This window comes from Bartonella sp. TP (assembly GCF_030406085.1).
In the GTDB taxonomy this organism is placed as follows: Bacteria; Pseudomonadota; Alphaproteobacteria; order Rhizobiales; family Rhizobiaceae; genus CALTWN01.
In genome coordinates this window covers 452705-474247 of the sequence record NZ_CP129002.1, presented here as the reverse complement: position 1 = coordinate 474247, position 21543 = coordinate 452705, and the positions used below count along the sequence as shown (strand labels likewise).

20 protein-coding genes and 1 tRNA gene are annotated in these 21543 nt (G+C 40.6%); 12 read left to right on the top strand and 9 right to left on the bottom strand.

Translation table 11 applies throughout. The annotated features are described in order from the left end of the window. Positions 1-8: 8 nt before the first annotated feature. Together cmk and aroA are read right to left on the bottom strand one after the other, a co-directional pair. The gene (cmk, locus tag QVL57_RS02395; RefSeq protein ID WP_290077213.1) at positions 9-680 is read right to left on the bottom strand and encodes a (d)CMP kinase; all 672 of its coding nucleotides are present in this window, start codon (positions 678-680) and stop codon (positions 9-11) included. Further along, positions 673-1983, bottom strand: coding sequence for a 3-phosphoshikimate 1-carboxyvinyltransferase (aroA, locus tag QVL57_RS02390; RefSeq protein WP_290077211.1), 1311 nt, complete (start codon positions 1981-1983; stop codon positions 673-675). Before aroA ends, cmk begins: the two co-directional genes overlap by 8 nt. 110 nt (positions 1984-2093) lie before the next feature. Between aroA and QVL57_RS02385 the strand changes: the two genes are divergently transcribed. Then, the gene (locus QVL57_RS02385) at positions 2094-2477 is read left to right on the top strand and encodes a TIGR02300 family protein (protein WP_290077209.1); all 384 of its coding nucleotides are present in this window, start codon (positions 2094-2096) and stop codon (positions 2475-2477) included. Positions 2478-2537: 60 nt separating this feature from the next. Continuing rightward, a tRNA-Ala gene (locus QVL57_RS02380) sits at positions 2538-2613 on the top strand. A gap of 399 nt (positions 2614-3012) precedes the next feature. On the opposite strand, the gene mutS is transcribed toward QVL57_RS02380, so the two are convergent. Next, a complete protein-coding gene (gene mutS / locus QVL57_RS02375; RefSeq protein ID WP_290077207.1) occupies positions 3013-5703 on the bottom strand; it encodes a DNA mismatch repair protein MutS in 2691 nt (896 codons plus the stop codon). Between the two features lie 108 nt (positions 5704-5811). Then, a complete protein-coding gene (gene secB / locus QVL57_RS02370; RefSeq protein ID WP_290077205.1) occupies positions 5812-6336 on the bottom strand; it encodes a protein-export chaperone SecB in 525 nt (174 codons plus the stop codon). A gap of 148 nt (positions 6337-6484) precedes the next feature. Between secB and QVL57_RS02365 the strand changes: the two genes are divergently transcribed. Continuing rightward, entirely contained in the window at positions 6485-7204 is a 720-nt protein-coding gene (locus QVL57_RS02365) for a Tim44/TimA family putative adaptor protein (RefSeq protein ID WP_290077203.1), read from the top strand. Between the two features lie 9 nt (positions 7205-7213). Continuing rightward, positions 7214-7777 carry a Smr/MutS family protein gene (locus QVL57_RS02360; RefSeq protein WP_290077201.1) on the top strand — a complete coding sequence of 188 codons (564 nt, stop codon included), beginning with the start codon at positions 7214-7216 and terminating at the stop codon, positions 7775-7777. Positions 7778-7784: 7 nt separating this feature from the next. Here the strand turns inward: QVL57_RS02360 and QVL57_RS02355 are convergent, their stop codons facing one another. Together QVL57_RS02355 and QVL57_RS02350 are read right to left on the bottom strand one after the other, a co-directional pair. Then, positions 7785-8666, bottom strand: a complete 882-nt coding sequence (locus QVL57_RS02355; RefSeq protein WP_290077199.1) for an Hsp33 family molecular chaperone HslO — start codon at positions 8664-8666, stop codon at positions 7785-7787. A gap of 11 nt (positions 8667-8677) precedes the next feature. Then, the gene (locus tag QVL57_RS02350) at positions 8678-9874 is read right to left on the bottom strand and encodes an aspartate aminotransferase family protein (protein WP_290077197.1); all 1197 of its coding nucleotides are present in this window, start codon (positions 9872-9874) and stop codon (positions 8678-8680) included. A 112-nt stretch (positions 9875-9986) separates the two neighbouring features. Between QVL57_RS02350 and QVL57_RS02345 the strand changes: the two genes are divergently transcribed. Next, positions 9987-10520 (top strand): GcrA family cell cycle regulator, encoded by a 534-nt coding sequence (locus QVL57_RS02345; RefSeq protein WP_290077195.1) that lies wholly within the window; start codon positions 9987-9989, stop codon positions 10518-10520. 113 nt (positions 10521-10633) lie between these two features. Here the strand turns inward: QVL57_RS02345 and ccmC are convergent, their stop codons facing one another. From ccmC to ccmA, 3 genes are read right to left on the bottom strand one after another with little or no spacing between them, the layout of a single operon-like run. After that, a complete protein-coding gene (gene ccmC, locus QVL57_RS02340) occupies positions 10634-11386 on the bottom strand; it encodes a heme ABC transporter permease CcmC (RefSeq protein ID WP_290077193.1) in 753 nt (250 codons plus the stop codon). Beyond that, positions 11379-12053, bottom strand: coding sequence for a heme exporter protein CcmB (locus QVL57_RS02335; protein ID WP_290077192.1), 675 nt, complete (start codon positions 12051-12053; stop codon positions 11379-11381). The genes ccmC and QVL57_RS02335 overlap by 8 nt, the downstream gene beginning before the upstream one ends. Further along, positions 12020-12625, bottom strand: a complete 606-nt coding sequence (gene ccmA, locus QVL57_RS02330) for a heme ABC exporter ATP-binding protein CcmA (RefSeq protein ID WP_290077190.1) — start codon at positions 12623-12625, stop codon at positions 12020-12022. The genes QVL57_RS02335 and ccmA overlap by 34 nt, the downstream gene beginning before the upstream one ends. Positions 12626-12754: 129 nt before the next feature. Between ccmA and acnA the strand changes: the two genes are divergently transcribed. From acnA to cyoA, 7 genes are all read left to right on the top strand, one after another. Then, on the top strand, positions 12755-15436 hold the full coding sequence (acnA, locus tag QVL57_RS02325; RefSeq protein ID WP_290077188.1) for an aconitate hydratase AcnA: 2682 nt from the start codon (positions 12755-12757) through the stop codon (positions 15434-15436). Between the two features lie 88 nt (positions 15437-15524). After that, the gene (gene rpsT / locus QVL57_RS02320) at positions 15525-15791 is read left to right on the top strand and encodes a 30S ribosomal protein S20 (RefSeq protein ID WP_290077186.1); all 267 of its coding nucleotides are present in this window, start codon (positions 15525-15527) and stop codon (positions 15789-15791) included. Between the two features lie 416 nt (positions 15792-16207). Further along, on the top strand, positions 16208-17677 hold the full coding sequence (gene dnaA, locus QVL57_RS02315) for a chromosomal replication initiator protein DnaA (protein WP_290077185.1): 1470 nt from the start codon (positions 16208-16210) through the stop codon (positions 17675-17677). A 47-nt stretch (positions 17678-17724) separates the two neighbouring features. Beyond that, positions 17725-18852, top strand: a complete 1128-nt coding sequence (gene dnaN / locus QVL57_RS02310) for a DNA polymerase III subunit beta (protein ID WP_290077184.1) — start codon at positions 17725-17727, stop codon at positions 18850-18852. Positions 18853-18854: 2 nt separating this feature from the next. Continuing rightward, positions 18855-19979 (top strand): DNA replication/repair protein RecF, encoded by a 1125-nt coding sequence (gene recF / locus QVL57_RS02305; RefSeq protein ID WP_290077182.1) that lies wholly within the window; start codon positions 18855-18857, stop codon positions 19977-19979. Positions 19980-19997: 18 nt separating this feature from the next. Beyond that, positions 19998-20432 (top strand): type II 3-dehydroquinate dehydratase, encoded by a 435-nt coding sequence (gene aroQ, locus QVL57_RS02300; protein ID WP_290077180.1) that lies wholly within the window; start codon positions 19998-20000, stop codon positions 20430-20432. Between the two features lie 108 nt (positions 20433-20540). Continuing rightward, positions 20541-21518 (top strand): ubiquinol oxidase subunit II, encoded by a 978-nt coding sequence (cyoA, locus tag QVL57_RS02295; RefSeq protein WP_290077179.1) that lies wholly within the window; start codon positions 20541-20543, stop codon positions 21516-21518. Positions 21519-21543 lie beyond the last annotated feature (25 nt).

The following is a 21543-nucleotide window of genomic DNA, read 5'->3' as shown; positions in this document are numbered from 1 at the left end:
GCTCCACATTAATTTTTTCTATATATATCTTTTCTGGCTGCTCTGCAAGCATTAATTATAGGATCGATAATTTCTTTTGCGCGTTGAAACGATTGCACAACATTTAGCTGGCTATTGTCAATTAATATAGCATCGGGTGCTTTTATTAGGGCCCCTACCTTGCGTGTTTTGTCGCGCTCGTCACGATTTTGTAGATCTTGGCGTATTTTTTGTAAATCTGTTTGCCGGGGTGTATTTTTTAATTGGGCAAAGCGACGCTGCGCGCGAAGGTCCAAATCGGCGTCGATATATAGCTTTACCTGTGCCTGGGGGCATACAATGGTTGCTATATCGCGCCCATCTAGCACTGCTTTTTTGTTATGTTTGGCGAATTGCCGTTGTTTCTGTACCAGAATTTCGCGTAATTCGGGGTGTATAGCTATTTTAGAAGCGGCGGCGCCTATTTCTTGTGTGCTTAAAAGATTGCCATCTAATTTATGCAAATCCAGTAGGTTGGCTGCTGCTAAAATTGCTTTTTTATCAGTTAATTCGGCCTTTTTTTGTAGCACTGCTTGTGCAACAGCACGATAGGTAAGGCCCGTATCTAAATAAGCCAGCCCATAATATTCGCTTAGTTGCTTTGCTAATGTACCTTTGCCCGAGGCAGCAGTGCCGTCAATAGCTATGATAAAATCATCCATATATTTCTGCTCCTAATGTTGCTAATAGCCGAAAAAATTCTGGAAAACTTGTGGCGATACTAGAAATATCATCAATGTAAATAGGGTTTGCGCTAGCTAGGCCCATTATAAGAAAGCTCATGGCAATACGGTGATCTTGGCGGCTATTGACAGTTGTGTTGCCCATATGTATTGGGTTAGTGCCTGTGATTTTAAGCGAGTTATTTTTTATTTCGCAAACTACATTATTCAACTGTAAAGCTTCTGCTATAGCAACAAGTCGGTTGGATTCTTTAATCTTGAGTTCTTCTATGCCATGCAGAATTGTTTCGCCCTGTGCAAAGGCGGCTAGTACAGAAATTATTGGATATTCATCTATCATCAAGGCGGCGCGGCTGGCTGGTACAACTATACCTTTTAGCTGGCTGTGGCGTATTTTAATATCGCATACAGGCTCAGAGCTGATTTCTCTTTTATTTAGCAATTCAATATCTGCGCCCATTTCTTGTAGGCAGGTTAAAAAACCAGTACGGGTAGGATTAATGCCAATATTTTTGAGCTCAATATAGCTATCTGGTACTAATAGAGCGGCGGCCATTAAAAAACTAGCGGAGGAAAAATCGCCAATTACTGCCAATTCAGTATGGTGCAAAGTTTTATTGCCTACAATATTTAGCGCTATATGGTTAGATTTTTGGCTGCTAGTAAAATCGGCCCCAAATAGTGGCAGCATTCGTTCTGTATGATCGCGGCTTTGCACATATTCCCTGATAATATTGTCGCCACTTATGCTAAGTGCTGCTAGCAATAAGGCCGATTTTACCTGGGCAGAAGCTATTGTCAAATCCCATTCTATTGGTATCGGCTCTGGATTGCCTAGCAAAATAAGGGGTAGTTGGTTAGTAGGGCTAAATTGCGCGCCCATTAACTTTAGGGGGGTGATAATTCTGTCCATGGGGCGGCTCTGCAATGATTCATCGCCAGTAATTTCTGTTGTAATATTATATGGTGCTATCGCGCCGATAAGCAAACGCGCGGCTGTTCCGGAATTGCCTAAATAGATGGGGGCGGCTGGCTGCAATAAGCAGCCCAAGCCAGCGCCATCGACTATAGTTATATCTTTTTCTTTGTCAAAAATTACATTAGCCCCCAAAGCTCTTATTGCTTGCACTGTGTGCATAACATCGTGGCCTTTGTTGAGATTTTTTATTGTGCTGCGCCCTCTTGCCAGCAGGCTCAAGATTAACGCGCGGTGGGAAATGGATTTATCCCCGTTTAGGCTAACGGTACCGCATAGCTTTTTTGCTTGTAAATAGCATGCCATATATAATCCTGTCTTCGCAGCAATGAAATTTTTGTTGACAAATAAAGGAAATAAGATAGTAAATTACTAATATAAACTCAATGGATATTTTATAGTGAAAGAGGTTTTGCGTGGTAAAAACAAAATTGGGCACTAAGCGTGTTGATCCAGAAACTGGTAGGAAATTTTATGACCTTGGCCGCGATCCGGTGGTTTCGCCATATACGGGTAAGTCTTATCCTTTGTCATATTTTGAATCTACAGTAATTAAACCAGTAGACGAGGATTTAGACAATGTAGATGAGTTGGATTCTGTCTTGGGTGAGCCAGAATTTTTGCCTTTGGAAGATGGGGTAGAGGACGATCCAGATACAGCAGATTTACCAGATTTGGATGATGATGATGTGACTATTGAAGATGATGATGTGTTTTTAGCCGATGCGGATGATGATGTAGATGAGGATATGCAAGATATTATCGGCACACCCTTAGATGAAGAAGATGAGGATATGTAGGCGAGTTTGCAAAAAATAGCTTGCTTAGCTTAGAAAATTTGTATAATATTTCGCTTAAATGGGGCTATAGCTCAGCTGGGAGAGCGCTTGCATGGCATGCAAGAGGTCAGCGGTTCGATCCCGCTTAGCTCCACCATTTATTTAGGGTGGCTCGTGTTGGTTAGTGCCCGTGCTAGCTTTACTGTATTCTCTATATTTGTTGCCTATATCTATAGCGCGCTCCTGCGTAATTAATTGGCTATTATGCAGATAGTCAAAAAAGTTTTAAATTACCTTTCTAATATCTCGGGCTTTAAGCGAAGTATAAACCAGCATGGCTTTTTTAGCTCTTTTGCATTGTATTTTTAATTCATTTTTTTGGTAGCTATTCATACAAACAATACTTAATATGAACGTAGGGTATTTTAGCATGAAATTTTAAGCTTTCTTATGTAGAGAGATAACGTCTCTGTCCATTATGGATTCTACGGCGGTAATTGCTTGGGGGGCTACAAACAACACAACTATTTGCTTGTATTAATTAGCGCACGCTTTGCTATATGCTTTTGTTTAATAGATTCTTTAGTTGGTAGACCGCATTTAGGGCCTCGCGCGGACTTAAATTGTCGGCATCTAATTGCTGCAAAGCCGTTTTTATTTTGTCTGAGGCAGCGTCTAATAGCTGTTCTTGGCTTTTTTCTTTATTTGGTTCTATATATGGTGTTTTGCGAGTTTCGAGTTCATGCAATATTTCGCTAGCCCGTTGTAGCACCTCTTCCGGCAGTCCAGATAAGCGCGCTACATGTATGCCGTAAGAGCGATTGGCGCTGCCTTTGCTAATTTCATGCAAAAACACAACTTCATTGCGCCATTCTACCACTTTCATAGTAACATTAACGAGATTGCTTAATTGCTGCTCTAGCGCGGTTAATTCATGAAAATGCGTTGCAAAAATAGCTCTGCATTTATTGTGATTATGCAAATATTCAGCGCTTGCTTGCGCGATAGAGAGTCCGTCATAAGTGGCGGTGCCTCTGCCGATTTCATCTAAAATTACCAGTGACTGCTTGCTCGATTGTTTTAAAATCGTTGCTGTTTCGACCATTTCTACCATAAAGGTAGAGCGACCCTGGCTTAAATCATCCGAAGCGCCAACGCGGCTAAATAATTTATCGACAACGCCTATATGCGCTTTTTCTGCCGGAACAAAAGAACCGATTTGCGCCATAATAACAATAAGCGCATTTTGGCGTAAAAAGGTGGATTTGCCGCCCATATTTGGCCCAGTCAAAAGCCATAAGCTGCCTTGCTTTTGCTGCGCGTTTTGCGGGGAAAGGTCGCAGTTATTTGCTATAAAATTCTTATGGCCTTGTTTTTTTAAAGCTTGCTCGACTACTGGGTGGCGGCCCTTTGTAATATTAAAATTTAGACTATCGTCCAAGATGGGGCGGCAATAATTATGGCTGCAAGCTAAATGCGCTAAAGCGCAGCTGAGATCAAAAATATTTAATGCTTGGGCAACTTCTCTTATTTGTCTATCATGATCTAGGATCATATTGCATAATTGATTAAAAATATCTAGCTCTAGCTCTAGCGCGCGGTCTGCTGCGGTGACAATGTTGTGCTCGGTTGCTCGCAACTCTTCGCTAGTAAAGCGCATGGCGTTTGCTGTGGTTTGGCGATGGATAAATTTCTGGCCATGTTCTTGATTGTAAGCCTCGATTAATGAGGCTTGGTTTGCCGTAATTTCAATAAAATAGCCCAAGATATTATTGTGTTTGAGCTTTAAATTTTTAATAGAGGTTTGCTTTATATATTGCTGCTGTAGATTTTTGATAATTTGTTGCGATTCATCACGCATTCTTCGTGCTAGATCTAAATCTGTATTGTAATTTTGGGCAATAAAATTGCCGTCACGCTTATGGGTAGGTAATTCCACCGTTAAGGCTCTATCTAAAACATGTTTTAATTTGGGCGGTATGTTGCGCAATTTTTGTGTGGCATGGCTTAGCTCTGACGGTAGCATAGAGGTGCCCAGGACTTCCATAACATTTGCTGCGACTTCTAAGATATTCTGTATTGCACCTAGATCATGTGGTGTGGCGCGAAAATTGCTAATGCGCGCCAAGGCACGCTCTCCGTCTGCCGCATTTTTGATTGCTGTTTGTAAATTTTGGCAAAGCTTTGCGTCACTTATTAGCCAGCCAACAGTGTCTAATCTTTTATTTATGATGTCGATGTCTTTTAGCGGATGCATTAATCTGTCGGCAAGCAGGCGGCTGCCGCCATTTGTTGTCGTATAGTCAAGGCATCTTAACAAGCTACCATTAGCCGAGCCGGAAAGAGTTTTGAATAATTCTAAATTTTGTCTAGTGGCCGCGTCGATATATAAATATTGTTCGTTATCTTCTGCCACCGGAAAAGCCAACACAGGTCGATTTTCTATCTGCGTTTTTTCGATATAAGCAATGATAGCTCCCATTGCACATAATTGTGCCGGAAGAAAATTGGCAAAAGCATTTTCGTCGGCAATATTATAATAGGTCTTTAATTTATTGATAGCCTCATATAGGTTAAAGCTGGTGTCGCTTTGATAATGGGCAATGTTGCGCATAAAATTAACATTATTAAATACATAGCTGTCCATAGGGTCACTAGTAATGGGGCAGTCGCGCAGAGATTCCGCTAGCAATAGCTCTTTTGGCTCTAGCCCCATTAGATCGCTTAAAATGCGTATCGGTTCTGTTAATTTAGCGCGAAAGAGCCCGGTGGAAAAATCCATATAGGCGATGGCATAGTTTTTTTTGCCATCTTCTTCATAAATGGCAAAGGAAACAAGATAATTAGCGCTAGTTGGGTCTAGCAAATTATCCTCGGTAATAGTACCAGGTGTTAAAAGCCTGGTAACTGCTCTTTTTACCACCGTTTTTGGTCCGCGAAGCTTCGCGGTTTTTGGGTCTTCTGTTTGTTCGCAAATGGCTACTTGATAGCCTTGCTCGATTAATTTGTGCAGATAGGGCTCGCAGCTATGGGCTGGCACGCCGCACATTTCTATATCTTCGCCCAGATGTTTGCCACGTTTGGTTAGCGTTAGCCCTAGCGCTTTTGAAGCTATTGCCGCATCTTCAAAAAATAACTCATAGAAATCGCCCAACCGATATAGAAGCAAGTAATCCTTATAGGCAGCCTTGATTTCTATGTATTGCTGCATCATTGGCGTAGCTTGTTTGATATCCGGCGCTGACATTTTTCTCTACCTCTAATTTTTTATAAACTAGCATAGATATTTTACAAACAAAATAGCCAATAGGCTAGCAATAATAAAAATTATACTATGTCTGCTATTGGCTTAAATTTATGCTGTGCCAGCTTGTGGGTTTGCTTTGGCCAGATTGGTATAATATAAATTGGCAAAATCTATTGGATCCAGCATAACATGTGGAAAGCCACCATTTTTTGTAGCATCGCTTAAGATCTGCCGGGCAAAAGGAAATAGCAGCCTTGGTGCTTCAATTGCTAATAGCGGCCTTAAATGCTGTTCTTCAATATCTTTGACTAAAAATAGGCCAGCATATAGCAATTCTACGTGAAAGAGCAAAGCGCTATCTGCTTTTTGCGCTTTTGTGCTTAGGCTCAATATCACTTCAAATAAATGTTCTCTATCCGGTATATTTTCTGCTTGCGGATTATTGGCAAATGGATTCAATTCAATATTTATTCCAACTTCTAACTGCGGCGGTTCGCGTAAATCTAAAATAGAAAATGGTGCATGCGGGCTTTCAAAAGAAAGGTCTTTTAAATATTGTGTTATTACGTTAAAAGTGCCGGTTTGTGGCGTGTCTGTTGCGTTGTGGTCGTTGTCGGCTAATTTTTCGTTCATCTGAAACCTTTATATTTAATATTAAAATATGAACCTTTATTTTGCGGTGGAATTATAGTATAGTATATCAATTGAATTGAAAACATATATATTAGTTTCTATATATAATTTTATATAACTAATAATTGATTAAAGATAGGGTGGCTTTATGGATTTGGGTCTTATAATTATCATACTGTGCGTTATGATTATCGCGATTGTAGCCTTTCAGTTTAATCGCGTATTGGGCAAGCGTACGGGTACAGAAAAGCCGCTTTCGCAATTATTAGAAAATTCTATAGTTAGCGTGCAGGCGGCTAACGCTTCGGGTATAGAGCAAGATGCAGAGGGCTCGGCTTTATTGCCGCAGCTTATTCAAACCAAGGCCAGCGTTTTAGAGGATATTGACGCTATTGCCCCGGTTGCTAGCCCGCTTAATGAAGCTTTGCGTAGGATTTATGATTTAGATAGGCATTTTTCGCCAAAAACTTTTATAGCCAAGGCTGTTAGTGACTATGAGCGCGTGCTAGAATCTTTTGCAAAATTAGATCAAACGGTTCTTCATACTTTATTGAGTCAACCCGCTGAAGCAGCCTTTGAGCAAGAAGTGGCAAAAAATCTGGCAGAAGGTATAAAGATAGATTTCAGCTATGTTGGCAACGATAAGGCACAAATAATCGATGCGCAGGTAAATGACCAGGAAGCTTTCATTACCTTGCATTTCGTTAGTGAAGTAGTTTTGGCGATTTACAATAAGGCTGGTGAGTTGATGAAGGGTAGCGCGAAGGATTTAAGCATTCTAGATGAAAAATGGACTTTTGCTCGTCGTTTAACGGGCAGTAGCACCCCATGGCTGGTTTGCGCAACGGCGCCAGTGGCCGCTGTTTAATATGTTGTTATGTCCCGCAAAGATGAAATTGGCGATTATTATTTGTGGGACAATTTAACGAAGACCTGCGACGGTCAAACCCCGCCCTTTAAAAAACCAAGCATATCAGAATTTATTGCCTTATTAGATGAGGCAGAAAACGCCGAAGCTAAGATGACGCTGCCGCCCTTGGCACCGCTTGCAATAGATTTGTCGCGCCCAAATTATACAGATAAATTACTGGGGCCAGCAAAGAGTGCGCCGCAAAATTTTGATGTTAAAACCTATAAAAAACTTAGTAAATCTCGTATAATCATAGAGCGTAGATTGGACTTACACGGCGCCCAGCAGGATAGGGCATATAGTTTATTGTTGAGTTTTTTACGCAATGCTAGTGGCGACAATTTACGTTATGTTATAGTTATTACGGGAAAAGGCGCTAGAAATGGCGCTATCTTGCAAACTATGGTGCCAAAATGGTTGCAATGGGGAGCCGCTGCGCAATATGTCAGCGCCTTTGCCACGGCTAGTGCTAAGCATGGGGCTAGCGGCGCGCTTTACGTGCGGTTACGTGCACTAAAATCTAATAGTTAGTGCAATTTTATGATTCTGGTGTGCTTATCTCTGCGAGTTGAAAATCATAATTTTGCGAGCAAAACTGGCATTGTACGGTAATTTTATTGTCTATTACCATTTCTTCTAGCGCTTTTGCGTCAAAACCTTGGAGCATTTCTGAGATTTTTTCTCGACTGCAGGAGCATTTATCTTGCAGAAATTGTTCATTAAACACCCTTATTTCATGTTCATGAAAAAGGCGAAAAAGCAATCTATGCGCCCCTATTTCTTTGTCTAACAATTCTTCATCGCTTAAGGTTTGTGCTAAAATATTAGCTTCATTCCATTCGTTTTTTTCAGGGTCGGCGCCTTTATGGGGTAAATATTGCAAAAATAAGCCTCCGGCGCGCCAGCCAGTTTGCGTAGAGAAATGTGAGGTTAATTTGATTTTTGTTGATATTTGCTCTGAGCTTATATAATATTGTTCTGCTAATTGTGCTAAATCGTTGCCGCTAAGCTCTACTATGCCCTGATATAGTTTGGTATGATGCCCAGTTTCCATGGTAAAGGCTAGGCTGCCTTGTCCTAGCAATTGGGCTAGTGTTGCGGGGCTATTTTTTAGCTGCTTGGTTAGTTCTGGCATATTATATCTTGCATAAGCACGTAGATTATGGGGGGTGATAAAATTGCAAACCAATAAATTTACTGCACCATTGCTAGTGGTTTGTATTGAAAATTTGCCTTCCATTTTTAGGGAGCTACCAATTAATGCTGTCAAAGCAATCATTTGTGCTAATAAATGTGACACAGCTTCTGGATAGTTATGTCGGGTAATAATGCTGTCTAATTCTGGGCCTAGCTGTACTATACGCCCCTTTATGTGTAGATCTTCTATGATAAAGGGGGTTACAATATCATCTTTATTCATTTTAGCAGCCTTTATGTTTGTAAATCCGTGCAAGCTTTGTCTAATCTGTGTATTGCTTGTTCTACATGTTCTTTAGTTATGTTAAGTGGGGGCAAAATGCGCATTACATTATTGCCTCCGCCCAGGGTCAGCAACTTATTGTTGCGGCAGGCGGTTATAAGTTTTTCATTTGGTATTTTAGCTTTTATACCCAAGAGAAAACCTCGGCCGTGTATGGCTTCTATTATAGTGCTATGTTTATGCGCTATTTTACCTAGTTCATCATATAATAAGCTGCTAATTTCAGTTGCCTGGGCAAGAAAATCTGGCTGTAAAATAAGATCTAATACAGCATTGGCTACAGCCATAGCCAATAAATTACCGCCAAAAGTAGAGCCATGTGTGCCGGGGGTAATGGCACTGGCCACTGCTGCTGTGCCTAGGCACGCGCCAATGGGAAAGCCGTTGCCTAGGCCTTTGGCTAGGCACATTAGGTCTGGCTTTACGCCAGAATGCTGATAGGCAAAAACAGAGCCTGTTCGACCTATGCCCGTTTGTACTTCATCAAAAATCAATAAACAATTATTAGCATCGCAAAAGCTACGCAAAAATTGCAGCATATCGTCTGGGATTACATTAACACCACCTTCGCCCTGAATGGGCTCGATGATGATGGCGGCAAGGGTTCTAGATATGGTTTGTAACTGTTGTTTTAATTCGTTCATAGACAGCTGTGGCGAGAATTGCACAAAGCCTGGCGCCTTGGGGTCAAAGCCCTCTAGATATTTTTTATTGCCAGTAGCTGCCAGAGCCGCTATGGTACGACCGTGAAAAGCGCCGCAAAAGCTGACTATAGTATTTTTTTCGTTATTTCCCTGTGTAAAATGATAGCGGCGTGCCGTTTTGATAGCGCATTCTACGGCTTCTGTCCCGCTATTGGCAAAAAATACCTTATCGGCAAAGCTTATATTGCATAAACGAGCGGCTAATTTTTCTTGTAATTCTATGGTGAATAAATTTGAAGTATGCCATAATGTTTTTGCTTGCTTCTCTAGCGCTGCATTTAGATATGGATGCGCGTGGCCCAGCCCAGTAACCGCAATACCAGATGTAAAATCTAAATATTCCTGCGCTGTATCGCTATAGAGATAAGCGCCTTTACCATGGGTAAAGTTTAGTGGAATCCTAGCATAGCTATTGTATAAATTTGAGTAATTTGAAGCAGACATAATTGTACCCCTATGAGATAAGATAGGGAATATAGCATAAAAATCTAATTTTTCTTGCTAAATTTTAGTTTTTTTCGTATGCTGGGCTGTAATATTTGAAAGGATATGAAGCATGGTTTGGACACCGGCTCAAATTAAGCATTTGAGGGAATTATGGGGCTCTGGCCTTACAGCCCAGCAAATAGCTAGTATCTTGGGTATAATTAGTCGCAATGCTGTTATTGGCAAGGCAAATAGGATGAAATTGTCTAAGTTAGATAAACAAACTAGTCTGGGGGCGAATATGCCGCAAAATGAATTAGAAATCGAGCCTGCTAAGAAATCATTGGTCTCACGCGCAGCTGCTAAAAATAAAACAACGGCACTTGATGGTTTTCAAGAAAGTGTAAAACAATTAGAAAAAGCCGCCTCGAATCTAGCGCAAGCGGCTGGCGAAGCACCAGAAGAAGAGGGGCAGGCTCCAGAACCGCTAAAGCTTACTTTATTGGAGCTAAATGAATATAAATGTAAATGGCCTGTAGAGGCTAGTGACGAGGGGGAATTTTATTTTTGCGGCCATAGCGCCGATAAAGCTAGCTCTTATTGCCCTTATCACGCCAAATTGGCTTTTCATCCGAATCAACTTAAACGACGCAAAACTATTTAGTTTTGGCAAAGCGTAATTGCCATTTTTTTATTCGGCAACGCTTGGCAAGATAATAGCTTAAAACACCTAAGATTGTTGTTGCAACAATAGCGTAGCAAGTCTCTATTGTGGCGCTATTGCTTAGCTTGTCTAGCATATTTTTGCTCCCTTTTATAGCTTAGTCTTAGCCGTATCTGCGCTCTTTTTTTATAGGCTCTAGTTAGTAATTCTATTTGCAGCGCCAAGCTATATAAGATTATTGCTATAAGATTGAAACTAGCAAGCATGCTAAGCAGAGCATGCATCATACCAGGTGCTAGTGAACTGTGGCCGAGCAGATGGATTGTAGAATTTTGATGTAAACTATGCCACCATTGGGTTGAAAATTTGATGATAGGTAAATTGATAGAACCTATGAGCGTTAGAATAGAGCAAGCATAATCAGCTTTTTCGTCTTGGCGAAAACTGTTGCTAAGTGCGCTAATAGCACAATAGATAAAAAATAATATTAGTTCACTGACCAAGCGGGCATCCCACTCCCACCAGCTGCCCCAAGTTTTTGCCCCCCATAACGAACCGCAAATCAAGGTGAGTAGCGTAAAAAACGCACCAATAGGTGCCATAGCTTTTAAGGCAGCGCCGTAAAAAGAATGGTTAGAAAATAAAAATAATAAAGCTGCTAAGCACATTACGGCATAGCATTGTAGCGAAAGCCAAGCGCATGGGACATGTAGATATAATAGCTTCACTAATTCATGTTGTTGATAATCTTGTGGCGCCTGGGCAATAAAAAAAGCTGCAATTACTAATGCGGGTAGCAAAAGCCACAGAGCTATAGACTGTAGCCTGGTAAGAATGTGCGCAATATAGCGCGTAAAATTAGTCATGTACATATCTCAATATTAGGCTAGCGCCTATGGGGCCAATTATAGCAAATAGAAGGGTTAAAGCAATAAGAAATAATATTGGCACGGTGGAGCTATTATGCTGCAAAACTGCTGTATCTGTACTAAGGGCAAAGATAAATATGGGGGCGCTAAAGGGTAAAATAATTATAAAATTTAAAAACGCACTGGGTTTGGCCATTAAATTAATAGCAGCGCTTAAACTGCCCAAGAAGCTTATGGATAAGCTAGAAATAAAGCAGGTAATTGCGCTGGTTATTATGATTTGCAGCGGCAAATGTAACATGACCCCGGCTAAGGGGTAGATTAATATTATTGGTAAAATATTAGTTAAAATATGTCGCAATAATTTACTATAGATGTAGAATAACAAAGCCATTCTTGGTTGTAATAAAACTATATCTAGGCTGCCATCTTCTTTATCGGCTGCAAATAAATCGCGTAGACCTAGTAAATTAGCAAAAATTACCGCTATCCACAATAAATTCAACTGCGGCATAAGTTTTGCCTGCATGCTTAAGCAAAATAAACTAACAAGCATCAGAAAAAAAAGCAGTCCGCTGGTAAATTCGCTGCTATTTCGCCAGGTTAGTATTATAGAATAATATAGCGATTTTAGACATAGTTGAGTAGATTTAAATATTGACAATCCCTTAATTCCTCGTTTTCATGCGAAGCCATTATGATAATACCGCCATTTTTTAAATGTTCGTGTAAGAGCTGCTTGCTTAAGTTTGTATAATAGCGGTCCAGGTACAAAAAGGGCTCGTCTAAAATCCATACTGGTCGTGGCGCTAGCCATAATCTAGCCAAAGCAACGCGGCGTTGTTGTCCTGCTGATAATTCGCCAAAGCGGTAATGTTTTAAGCTATATAATTCTAATTTATCGATTATGCTATCATAGCGCTCGGTTGTACCATGCAGCAGATTTTGCCAAAGCAATAAATTTTCCTCTACGGTCAACAATCCCTTCATTGCGGGAGTTATGTTTAAATAATGGCAATAATCAGCAATCTCGGCTTGACGATTGTTCAGCGCTAGCTTTATCTGTCCTTCATGTAATTTATGCAGGCCAATTATAGCGCGCAAGAAACTTGATTTACCAATGCCATTGCTGCCCAAGATTTGTAACAATTGGCCTTGCTTTAAGCAGAAATTAATATTCTGCCATAATACAACGCCATTGCGAGTCGCACTTAGTTTCTCTGCTATCAGGCGCATATAGGCACTACCTAATTATTATTTGTGTAAAAAAATATTTGTGTTATTTTAGCATAGACAATAACTTTATAGTATATTATTTATGCAATAATCTGCATGTAGAAATAAAAACAATCTAAGGATAAGAACGTGGTGAATATCGATAGCTTTAAATGCCGCAAAACTCTAGAGGTTAATGGCCAGTCATACACATATTATAGTCTGCCGGAAGCAGAGAAGAATGGCTTGAGTGGAATTTCGAATTTGCCTTTTTCCATGAAGGTGCTGCTGGAAAATCTATTAAGATTTGAGGATGGTCGCAGCGTAAAAAAAACTGATATTGAAAATGTGGTAGCTTGGCTGGTAGATAAAGGCAGTAAAGGCGCGGAAATTGCTTACCGCCCTAGTCGGGTATTGATGCAAGATTTTACTGGCGTGCCCGCAGTGGTCGATTTAGCCGCTATGCGTGACGCGATGGTGGCGTTGGGCGATAATCCGCAAAAAATCAACCCGTTGGTACCAGTGGATTTGGTAATAGATCACTCTGTCATTGTAGATGATTTCGGTAATCCAGACGCTTTTCGTCACAATGTAGAATTAGAATATGAAAGAAATATTGAGCGCTATCGCTTTTTAAAATGGGGTCAAAGCGCTTTTCGGAATTTTCGCGTTGTGCCTCCTGGCACTGGTATTTGCCATCAAGTGAATTTAGAATATTTGGCTCAATGTGTTTTCCTGAAGGAAGATGGTGAAGAAAAAATATTATATCCCGATACATGTGTAGGTACCGATTCGCATACAACGATGGTTAATGGTTTGGGCGTTTTAGGTTGGGGTGTTGGTGGAATTGAAGCAGAGGCCGCCATGTTGGGCCAGCCCGTATCTATGCTATTGCCCGAGGTAGTAGGCTTTAAACTAACAGGACGCTTAAAAGAAGGTGTGACCGCGACAGATTTGGTATTAACCGTTACTCAAATGCTGCGCAAGCACGGCGTAGTTAGCAAATTTGTAGAGTTTTTTGGTCCCGGCTTGGACAATATAACTTTGGCGGACAGGGCTACTATCGGTAATATGAGTCCAGAATATGGTGCTACTTGTGGGTTTTTTCCTATTGATGAAGAAACGATTCGTTATTTGCATATGACAGGTCGTGACGAGGACAGAATCGCCGTGACAGAAGCTTATGCAAAAATACAGGGCATGTGGCGCAATGAACAAACAGTCGAACCAGTATTTAGCTCAGTGCTAGAGTTAGATATGGGCGATGTTGTGCCTTCAATGGCTGGGCCAAAGCGTCCGGAGGGCCGGTTAGCTTTGCAGGATATCAATACAGGGTTTACGCAAGCTTGGAGCGCTGAATATAAGAAAACTGGCGATATTAATGCGCGAATCCAGGTTGAGGGTGAAGAGTTTGACCTTGGCGATGGCGATGTGGTAATTGCCGCGATTACCTCATGCACAAATACGTCTAATCCCAGTGTGCTTATAGCTGCTGGGTTGCTTGCTCGTAATGCTGTGAAGGCTGGCCTGCAGGTTAAGCCTTGGGTTAAAACCTCTCTTGCTCCTGGTTCGAAGGTCGTAGAAGCTTATTTGGCTAAGTCGGGATTGCAAGAATATTTAGATGAGTTAGGGTTTAATTTAGTTGGCTTTGGCTGCACTACTTGTATTGGTAATTCGGGGCCTTTGCCGCCTGCTATTTCTAAATCTATTAATGATAATGGTATAATAGCTTCGGCTGTATTGTCTGGCAATAGAAATTTTGAAGGCCGGGTTTCACCCGATGTCCAGGCAAATTACCTGGCTTCGCCACCGCTCGTGGTAGCTTATGCGCTAACGGGTACGGTGCGCAAGGATTTAACCAATGAACCAATAGGGGTCGGTAATAACGGTGTTTCGGTCTATTTGCGTGATATTTGGCCAACCTCGCAAGAAATTCAAAGTTTTATTGAAGCGAATGTTACCCGTAAAATGTTTACCGAAAAATATTCAGATGTATTCAAGGGGGACCAAAATTGGCAAGCTGTGCAGGTGCCGCAAGGCGAAACCTATAGCTGGGATGACAAATCAACCTACGTGCGTAATCCGCCGTATTTTCAGGGTATGGGTAAGCAGCCAAAAGCGATAGAGGATATAGTAAATGCTCGTATATTGGGTTTATTTGGCGATAAAATAACGACAGATCACATTTCTCCTGCTGGCGCTATTAAAGCTACGTCTCCTGCCGGAAAATATTTGTTAGCCCATGGTGTAAGTGCCAAAGATTTTAACCAATATGGAACCCGCCGTGGTAATCATGAAGTGATGATGCGCGGAACTTTTGCTAATATAAGAATAAAGAATCTTATGTTTGGCGGTGAAGAAGGCGGCAATACATTATATCAGCCTAGCGGTGAAAAAATGTCTATTTTTGATGCTGCTATGCGTTACCAAGATGCAAAAGTGCCTACGGTTGTTTTTGCAGGGCTAGAATATGGCAATGGCTCTTCACGCGATTGGGCGGCGAAGGGGCCAAATCTGCTTGGCGTGCGTGCGGTTGTTGCTAAATCTTTTGAGCGTATTCATCGGTCAAATTTGGTTGGTATGGGAATTGTGCCTTTTATGTTTACAGGAAATGAGGATATAAATTCACTTGCTATAAAAGGTGACGAAACTGTGACTATTGAAAATGTTGCCAGTCTTAAACCGCGCGACATAGCAATAGCCAAGCTAGTTTATCCAAATGGTAATGTCAAAAATATCAAACTATTGGTGCGGGTAGATACGCTAGATGAATTGGATTATTTGCATAATGGTGGCATTTTGCAGTATGTTTTGCGCAATTTAGCAAATTAATTGTTTGTGTATTGTAAAAAATAATTGACGTGTAGACCAGCTTAAGCTATACATATTGTGATATATTTATTTTTAAAAGGGATAATTCATGGCTAATACAGCTTCGGCTAAAAAGGCGGCGCGTAAGATTAGTGCTCGTACAGAAGTTAATAAATCTCGTAAATCACGAGTTCGTACTTTTATTCGTAAAGTGCAGCATGCTCTTGCGATTGGGGATGCTACTGTTGCGGCTGATGCGCTAAAGGCAGCAGAGCCGGAAATTATGCGTGCAGCTACAAAGGGTGTGATGCATAAAAACACAGCTTCGCGTATGGTTTCGCGCCTTACTAAGCGCTGCAAGGCTCTGTTGGCTTAAAGTTTTTAATTTTTTATATTAAGCATTTAGAAAACGCACTCTATTTAGGGTGCGTTTTTTGTTTTTAGCAAAAAATTCTTGATTCTTTTTCATATGGTTAATCTCGAGACAGTCAAATTATCGTCTGTTAGCGTTACTAGGGTTTTGTTTATGTCAAGCAATTTTTTTAACTTTTTTTTAACTGATATTTCTTGGCTAATTAACTGGTAAAATTTTCTGTTTTTCTAGGCAGTTCGGGCCGTTTATTATTTTTTTGCATAATAGATTTTGCAATTTTCACCTATTGCATATTTAAATATTTTCCCTGTATGTTTAGTCATAATGGTTTTGTAAATAGGCATCAAGATTTGTTGTTGTAATTTTACTTCGTGCTTATTGGTTTGCGTCAGATTGTGATTTTAAAATATGGTTTTTGAATGTTAAGCAAAAAAAATATCGATATAGATTTGTCTAATTTAGATGCTAATAATGAAGAGAGTAGTGGGCAAATTTCGCCAATATTTGACCGGGTTATGGCAAAGGTTAGGGCGCATATAGGTGTTGAAACCTTTAATAGCTGGTTTAGTAAATTGCATTTTATACAGCTAGAAGCATGTGTGGTTAAATTTTCTGTTCCCACGGCTTTTTTAAAATCTTGGATTAGTGGGCATTACGCAGATTTATTATTAAATTTGTGGCAGCAAGAAGATAGTAATGTGTTGCGGGTAGAATTTTTTGTACAGCCAAGAGTGCAAAAGGCTGTTCTGCCGCAAGCTTTGCCAGTTGCTGCTAATACAGAGTTTTTTTCAAATAAGGCAGATAAAGTAGCAACGTCAAAGATACGAAAAAACTTATTAGTGGGCTCTCCTTTAGACCTTCGTTATAGTTTTGAAAATTTTGTTGAGGGTGCATCGAATCGTTTAGCCTTGGCTGCGGCTCGTACCGTAGCAGATGCTGGTTCAGAGCATACACAGCTAAACCCGTTAGTCTTACATGGCGATGTTGGCCTTGGTAAAACGCATTTACTGCAAGCCATAGCTGCAAAAGCGCAGGTCAATAAAGCTTATAATAAGGTTGTATATTTAACAGCAGAATGTTTTATGTGGCGTTTTGCTACGGCAATTAGAGACAACAACGCTTTGTCGCTAAAAGAACAATTACGCGATATAAATCTGCTTATTATTGACGATTTACAGTTTTTGCAGGGTAAAACCATACAAAATGAATTTTGTCATTTATTGAACATGTTAATTGATAGCTCTAAGAAAGTTGTAGTTGCAGCCGACCGTCCCCCAGCGGAGCTAGAATCCTTAGATTCGCGTGTAAAATCGCGTTTGCAAAGCGGGGTAATTATTGCGATTGATTATCCAGATTGCGAAATGCGCTTTGCGATGTTGAAGAATAAATTAAGAATCGCGCAGCATAGCAAACCGCAGCTTAAGCTGGATGAGGAAAAGTTATTTTATATAGCCCAAAACCTTCGTGGTTCGGGTCGCGATGTTGAAGGCGTGTTTAACCAAATTCTATTTCGTCAATCTTTTGAGGGCGAGTTATCTATCGAGAAAATTGACGAAGTTCTAGGTACAAACATGCAAATAAGCGACACAAAGCGCGTGCGTATTGAAGATATACAGCGCGCGGTCGCTCGTCATTACAGTCTTTCCAAGCAAGATTTGTTATCTTCACGTCGGGTGCGTACAATTGTAAAACCACGGCAAATCGCCATGTATTTGTCAAAAAACCTAACACCTCGTTCATTGCCAGAGATTGGGCGGCGCTTTGGGGGCCGCGATCACACTACGGTCTTGCATGCAGTGCGTAAAATTGAAACTTGTTTAGCAGAAGATAGTAATTTTGCGCAGGAATTGGAATTGTTAAAGCGCTTAATAAATGAATCTGCCTTGTAAAAAAATAGCTTTGCTAATATAATGGTGTATGTTTGGTTAATGGGGGTATGATGCGTATAAGTGTAGATCGCAATAATTTTTTGAAAAGCCTAGGTCATGTTTACCGTATCGTGGACCGACGCAATACTGCTTCTATTTTAGGTAATGTCCTGATTAAAGCAAATGGCGAGCTTATACAATTAAAAGCTACGGATTTAGAATTACAAGTTAGCGAAGAGCTGGCTGCTAATATCGAGCAGCCTGGCAGTGCAACGGTGCCAGCCTATTTATTATATGATGTGATTCGTCGTTTGCCAGCTGGCGCAGAGGTTAAAATTGAGCTTAATAACGATAATGGTCAAGTCAGAATAATTTCTGGGCGTGTGAATTATAAGCTGCAATCTTTGCCTGCTAGCGATTTTCCTGATTCGAAATCGGTAGAATGGCAACATAGCTTTACCCTTTCAGCAAAAGAGTTGCGGCCAATTTTAAACGCTACGCAATCTGCTATCTCAACAGATGAAACGCGCTATTGTTTGAACGGTATTTACATGCATATAGTACGAAATAAGGATGATGTGCCTATGTTGCGCTTAGTGGCAACAGATGGTCATCGCTTGAGTGTAGGAGAGCTTGCGGCTCCGGACAACAGTCTGGAGATGCCTGGCCTTATTATTCCGCGTAAAGCTGTATTGGAAATGCAAAAGATGTTGGCAGAAGGCTTTGCTCAAGATATTGCTATAGATATTTGCGAAACTAAAATCGGCTTTACTGTCGGAGATCTCTCGTTAGTTTCTAAGCTGATAGATGGACAATTTCCTGATTATGAAAAAATTATACCTAGTGATCATGATAAGTTTTTAACTGTAGACAGAGAAGAATTTATAGCTTCTGTTGGGCGTGTTTCTGTGGTGTCAAATGACTATGCTAGAGCGTTAAAGTTTGATTTAGACATGGATAATTTGCGGCTAAGCATGGAATCTTTAGATGCTGATAGTGCTGAGGATTGTTTGAACTGCCATTATCGCGGTGAGGTTTTGGAAATTGGCTTTAATGCTAAATATCTGCTCGATGAAGCTAGTCAGTTTACGCAAGAAAATATTATATTTTCTTTTTCAAATTCTTCTTCACCTTGTGTTATGCGTGATGGCGAAAAAACAACTATTTTATATATTTTAATGCCAATGCGCCTTTAAATTTGGATCGAGGCCTGATTATTGCCAAAATTCGCTTAACCAAATTAAAGCTATTCTCTTATCGAAATTATAGCGACGCTTCTTTTGATTTTGATAGCTCCTGCATTATTTTGCATGGAGCGAATGGTTGTGGTAAAACAAATTTGTTAGAAGCTATTTCTCTGCTTTCGCCAGGTCGTGGTTTGCGCCGTGCTACGTACAAGCAGATGTGTGCTATTGGCGGCAATGATAATTTTGTTATCAATGCTAGTTTGGCGAATCAAGATTATGGAGAGGTTAACATTGGTACAGGGCTACGACCAGCTAGTGCCAGGCGGCAGGTTCATATAAATTCTCAGGCGGTTCTTATAGATGAGCTTACGCAATATTGTCGCATAAGTTGGTTAACGCCGTTGATGGACAAACTATTTATTGGCCCTTATAGTGACAGAAGGCGCTTTTTGGACCGTCTTGTGTTATCCATAACGCCGCGGCATGGTGCTGCGGTACGGGATTATGAAAAATTGATGCTAGCACGTAATTATACCTTGCAAGAGCCTAGCTTAGATGAAGCCGCGCTAGATTCTTATGAGGCTAATATGGCCAGGCTTGCAGTAATTATTGCGCAGGCGCGTAATAATTTTGTGACCAAACTTGCAGAGACTTTGGCGAGGATGAGCGATCAGCTTGCTATAAAGGCAGCTCTTTCTATTAAAGGTGAAATTGAAGCACAGCTGCTGAGATATAAAGCTGAAGATGCCGAAGCAAATATGCAGCAACTTTTGCATGATAGTAGAATGCAAGATCGCGCCATGAGACGCTGCTCTACTGGCACGCATCGGAGCGATTTTTGTATAAAACATGCCGAAAAAAATATGAGCGCAGAATTATGTTCAAGCGGCGAGCAAAAAGCTTTGCTACTAAATCTTATTTTGGCCCAAGCGGAATTAACAAAGCAAATTTCCGGTATGGCGCCTATATTGTTATTTGATGAATTAGTCGCTTATTTAGATATCGTCAATAAAACATCTTTTTTGGCTAAGCTGCAAGGTTATGAAGGGCAAATTATCATTACAGCTACCGATAATAATTTATTGGGAGATCTACAGACCAATGCGCAGCTTTTTGACATTAGTCAAATTCAATAATATTAGCAGGAGAGAGCAATGCAATATATTTATGTAATAAATGGGCCAAATTTAAATATGCTCGGCCAGCGTGAATCTGAGATCTATGGGGTTCGTACTTTGCAAAGTATTGAGCTTTTATGTGCACAAAAATTACAATCTTCTAACTACAGACTGCGTTTTTTGCAAAGTAATAATGAAGGAGATATAGTAAGCTTTATTCATAGCGCATGCACAGATGCGGCAGGCATAGTAATAAATGCTGCCGCTTATAGCCATACCTCTATAGCTATTTTGGATGCACTGCAAATATTTTCTGGCCCTGTGGCCGAAGTGCATATCTCTAATATTTATCAAAGAGAGAGTTTTCGACAGCATTCCTATTGCGCTCAGCGAGCCGATGCTGTGATTAGTGGGTGTGGCGCTAGAGGCTATCTATATGCGCTTGATTTTATTTTAGAAAAATTAACTTAATCCCGTCAAAACATTATTATAATACTTGCGCAGGCTTTTAATATGAGGTAGGGTTGTTATTATTTAATGATATCCTCATAGCTAAACATGATGCGTAGAGAGGTGGGAATGAACAATTATACGAGATATGGGCGGGTTTTGTTGTGCCTAATATTGCCGCTATTGCTAGCTGGCTGTCAATGGCAAGTGCTAAGCCCTGCTGGTTATGTGGCCGAAGAAGAGCGGATGCTGATATTGATATGTCTTGCCGTCATGCTTTGCGTAGTAATTCCTGTTATGGTCGCTATAGTAATGTTCGCTTGCAAATATAATGCCAAAAATAGCTCGCTAGAATATTTACCCGATTGGGGTCATTCCACCAAGGTTGAAGTTTTTATGTGGGGGATACCAGTAATTATAGTAACTATCTTAGGTATTCTAACTGGTTATTATACTTTTAAATTGGAGCCTTCGCGCAATCTTTCAAGCTCAGTGGCTGGTATCCAGCAGCCGCTGCAAATCGACGCCGTGGCCTTGGACTGGAAATGGCTTTTTATCTATCCTGAATATGGCGTAGCAGCAGTTAATGAGCTCTATGCACCTGTTAATAGGCAGGTGTTTCTACAGCTTTCTTCCCAAAATGCGATTAATGCCTTCTGGGTGCCTAAATTAGGTACAGTATTGTATGCAATGCCGCAAATGAACTCAAAATTGCATTTGATTGCAAAACAGGAAGGTTTGTTTCCAGGACTTTCAGCGAATTTTAGTGGCGATGCCTTTGCGAATATGCATTTTTTATGGCATTCTGTTAAAGAATTAGAGTTTAAAAATTGGATAGACAAGCTAAAGCAATCTGGCGCCCCATTAAGTCGAGAAGATTATATGCAATTGGCCAAAGCGCCTGATGCAGAAGATGTCGCGGCAAAGCAAAAAGATAGTGCTATTCGTTATTATGCAAAGTTAGATAATGAGCTTTACTATCGCATTGTTAACGGTTGCGTAGCGCAAGGCAAAGAGTGTAACGAAAGGCTGATGTGGCGCGATGCAGCAAGCTCGCTCTGGGGCCAATTATGCTCTGTTTTTAATGCTGATTATGTAGAAAAATAATATGTATTTTAAAAAAAATAAACAA

Excerpts from the sequence above, each read along its gene's own strand:
- aroQ (WP_290077180.1), top strand. The coding sequence starts at position 19,998 with ATGCAATATATTTATGTAATAAATGGGCCAAATTTAAATATGCTCGGC.
- aroA (WP_290077211.1), bottom strand. The coding sequence starts at position 1,983 with ATGGCATGCTATTTACAAGCAAAAAAGCTATGCGGTACCGTTAGCCTA.
- rpsT (WP_290077186.1), top strand. The coding sequence starts at position 15,525 with ATGGCTAATACAGCTTCGGCTAAAAAGGCGGCGCGTAAGATTAGTGCT.
- ccmA (WP_290077190.1), bottom strand. The coding sequence starts at position 12,625 with ATGCGCCTGATAGCAGAGAAACTAAGTGCGACTCGCAATGGCGTTGTA.
- dnaN (WP_290077184.1), top strand. The coding sequence starts at position 17,725 with ATGATGCGTATAAGTGTAGATCGCAATAATTTTTTGAAAAGCCTAGGT.
- mutS (WP_290077207.1), bottom strand. The coding sequence starts at position 5,703 with ATGTCAGCGCCGGATATCAAACAAGCTACGCCAATGATGCAGCAATAC.
- QVL57_RS02350 (WP_290077197.1), bottom strand. The coding sequence starts at position 9,874 with ATGTCTGCTTCAAATTACTCAAATTTATACAATAGCTATGCTAGGATT.
- cyoA (WP_290077179.1), top strand. The coding sequence starts at position 20,541 with ATGAACAATTATACGAGATATGGGCGGGTTTTGTTGTGCCTAATATTG.
- QVL57_RS02365 (WP_290077203.1), top strand. The coding sequence starts at position 6,485 with ATGGATTTGGGTCTTATAATTATCATACTGTGCGTTATGATTATCGCG.
- dnaA (WP_290077185.1), top strand. The coding sequence starts at position 16,208 with ATGTTAAGCAAAAAAAATATCGATATAGATTTGTCTAATTTAGATGCT.
- ccmC (WP_290077193.1), bottom strand. The coding sequence starts at position 11,386 with ATGACTAATTTTACGCGCTATATTGCGCACATTCTTACCAGGCTACAG.
- QVL57_RS02355 (WP_290077199.1), bottom strand. The coding sequence starts at position 8,666 with ATGAATAAAGATGATATTGTAACCCCCTTTATCATAGAAGATCTACAC.
- secB (WP_290077205.1), bottom strand. The coding sequence starts at position 6,336 with ATGAACGAAAAATTAGCCGACAACGACCACAACGCAACAGACACGCCA.
- QVL57_RS02345 (WP_290077195.1), top strand. The coding sequence starts at position 9,987 with ATGGTTTGGACACCGGCTCAAATTAAGCATTTGAGGGAATTATGGGGC.
- cmk (WP_290077213.1), bottom strand. The coding sequence starts at position 680 with ATGGATGATTTTATCATAGCTATTGACGGCACTGCTGCCTCGGGCAAA.
- QVL57_RS02360 (WP_290077201.1), top strand. The coding sequence starts at position 7,214 with ATGTCCCGCAAAGATGAAATTGGCGATTATTATTTGTGGGACAATTTA.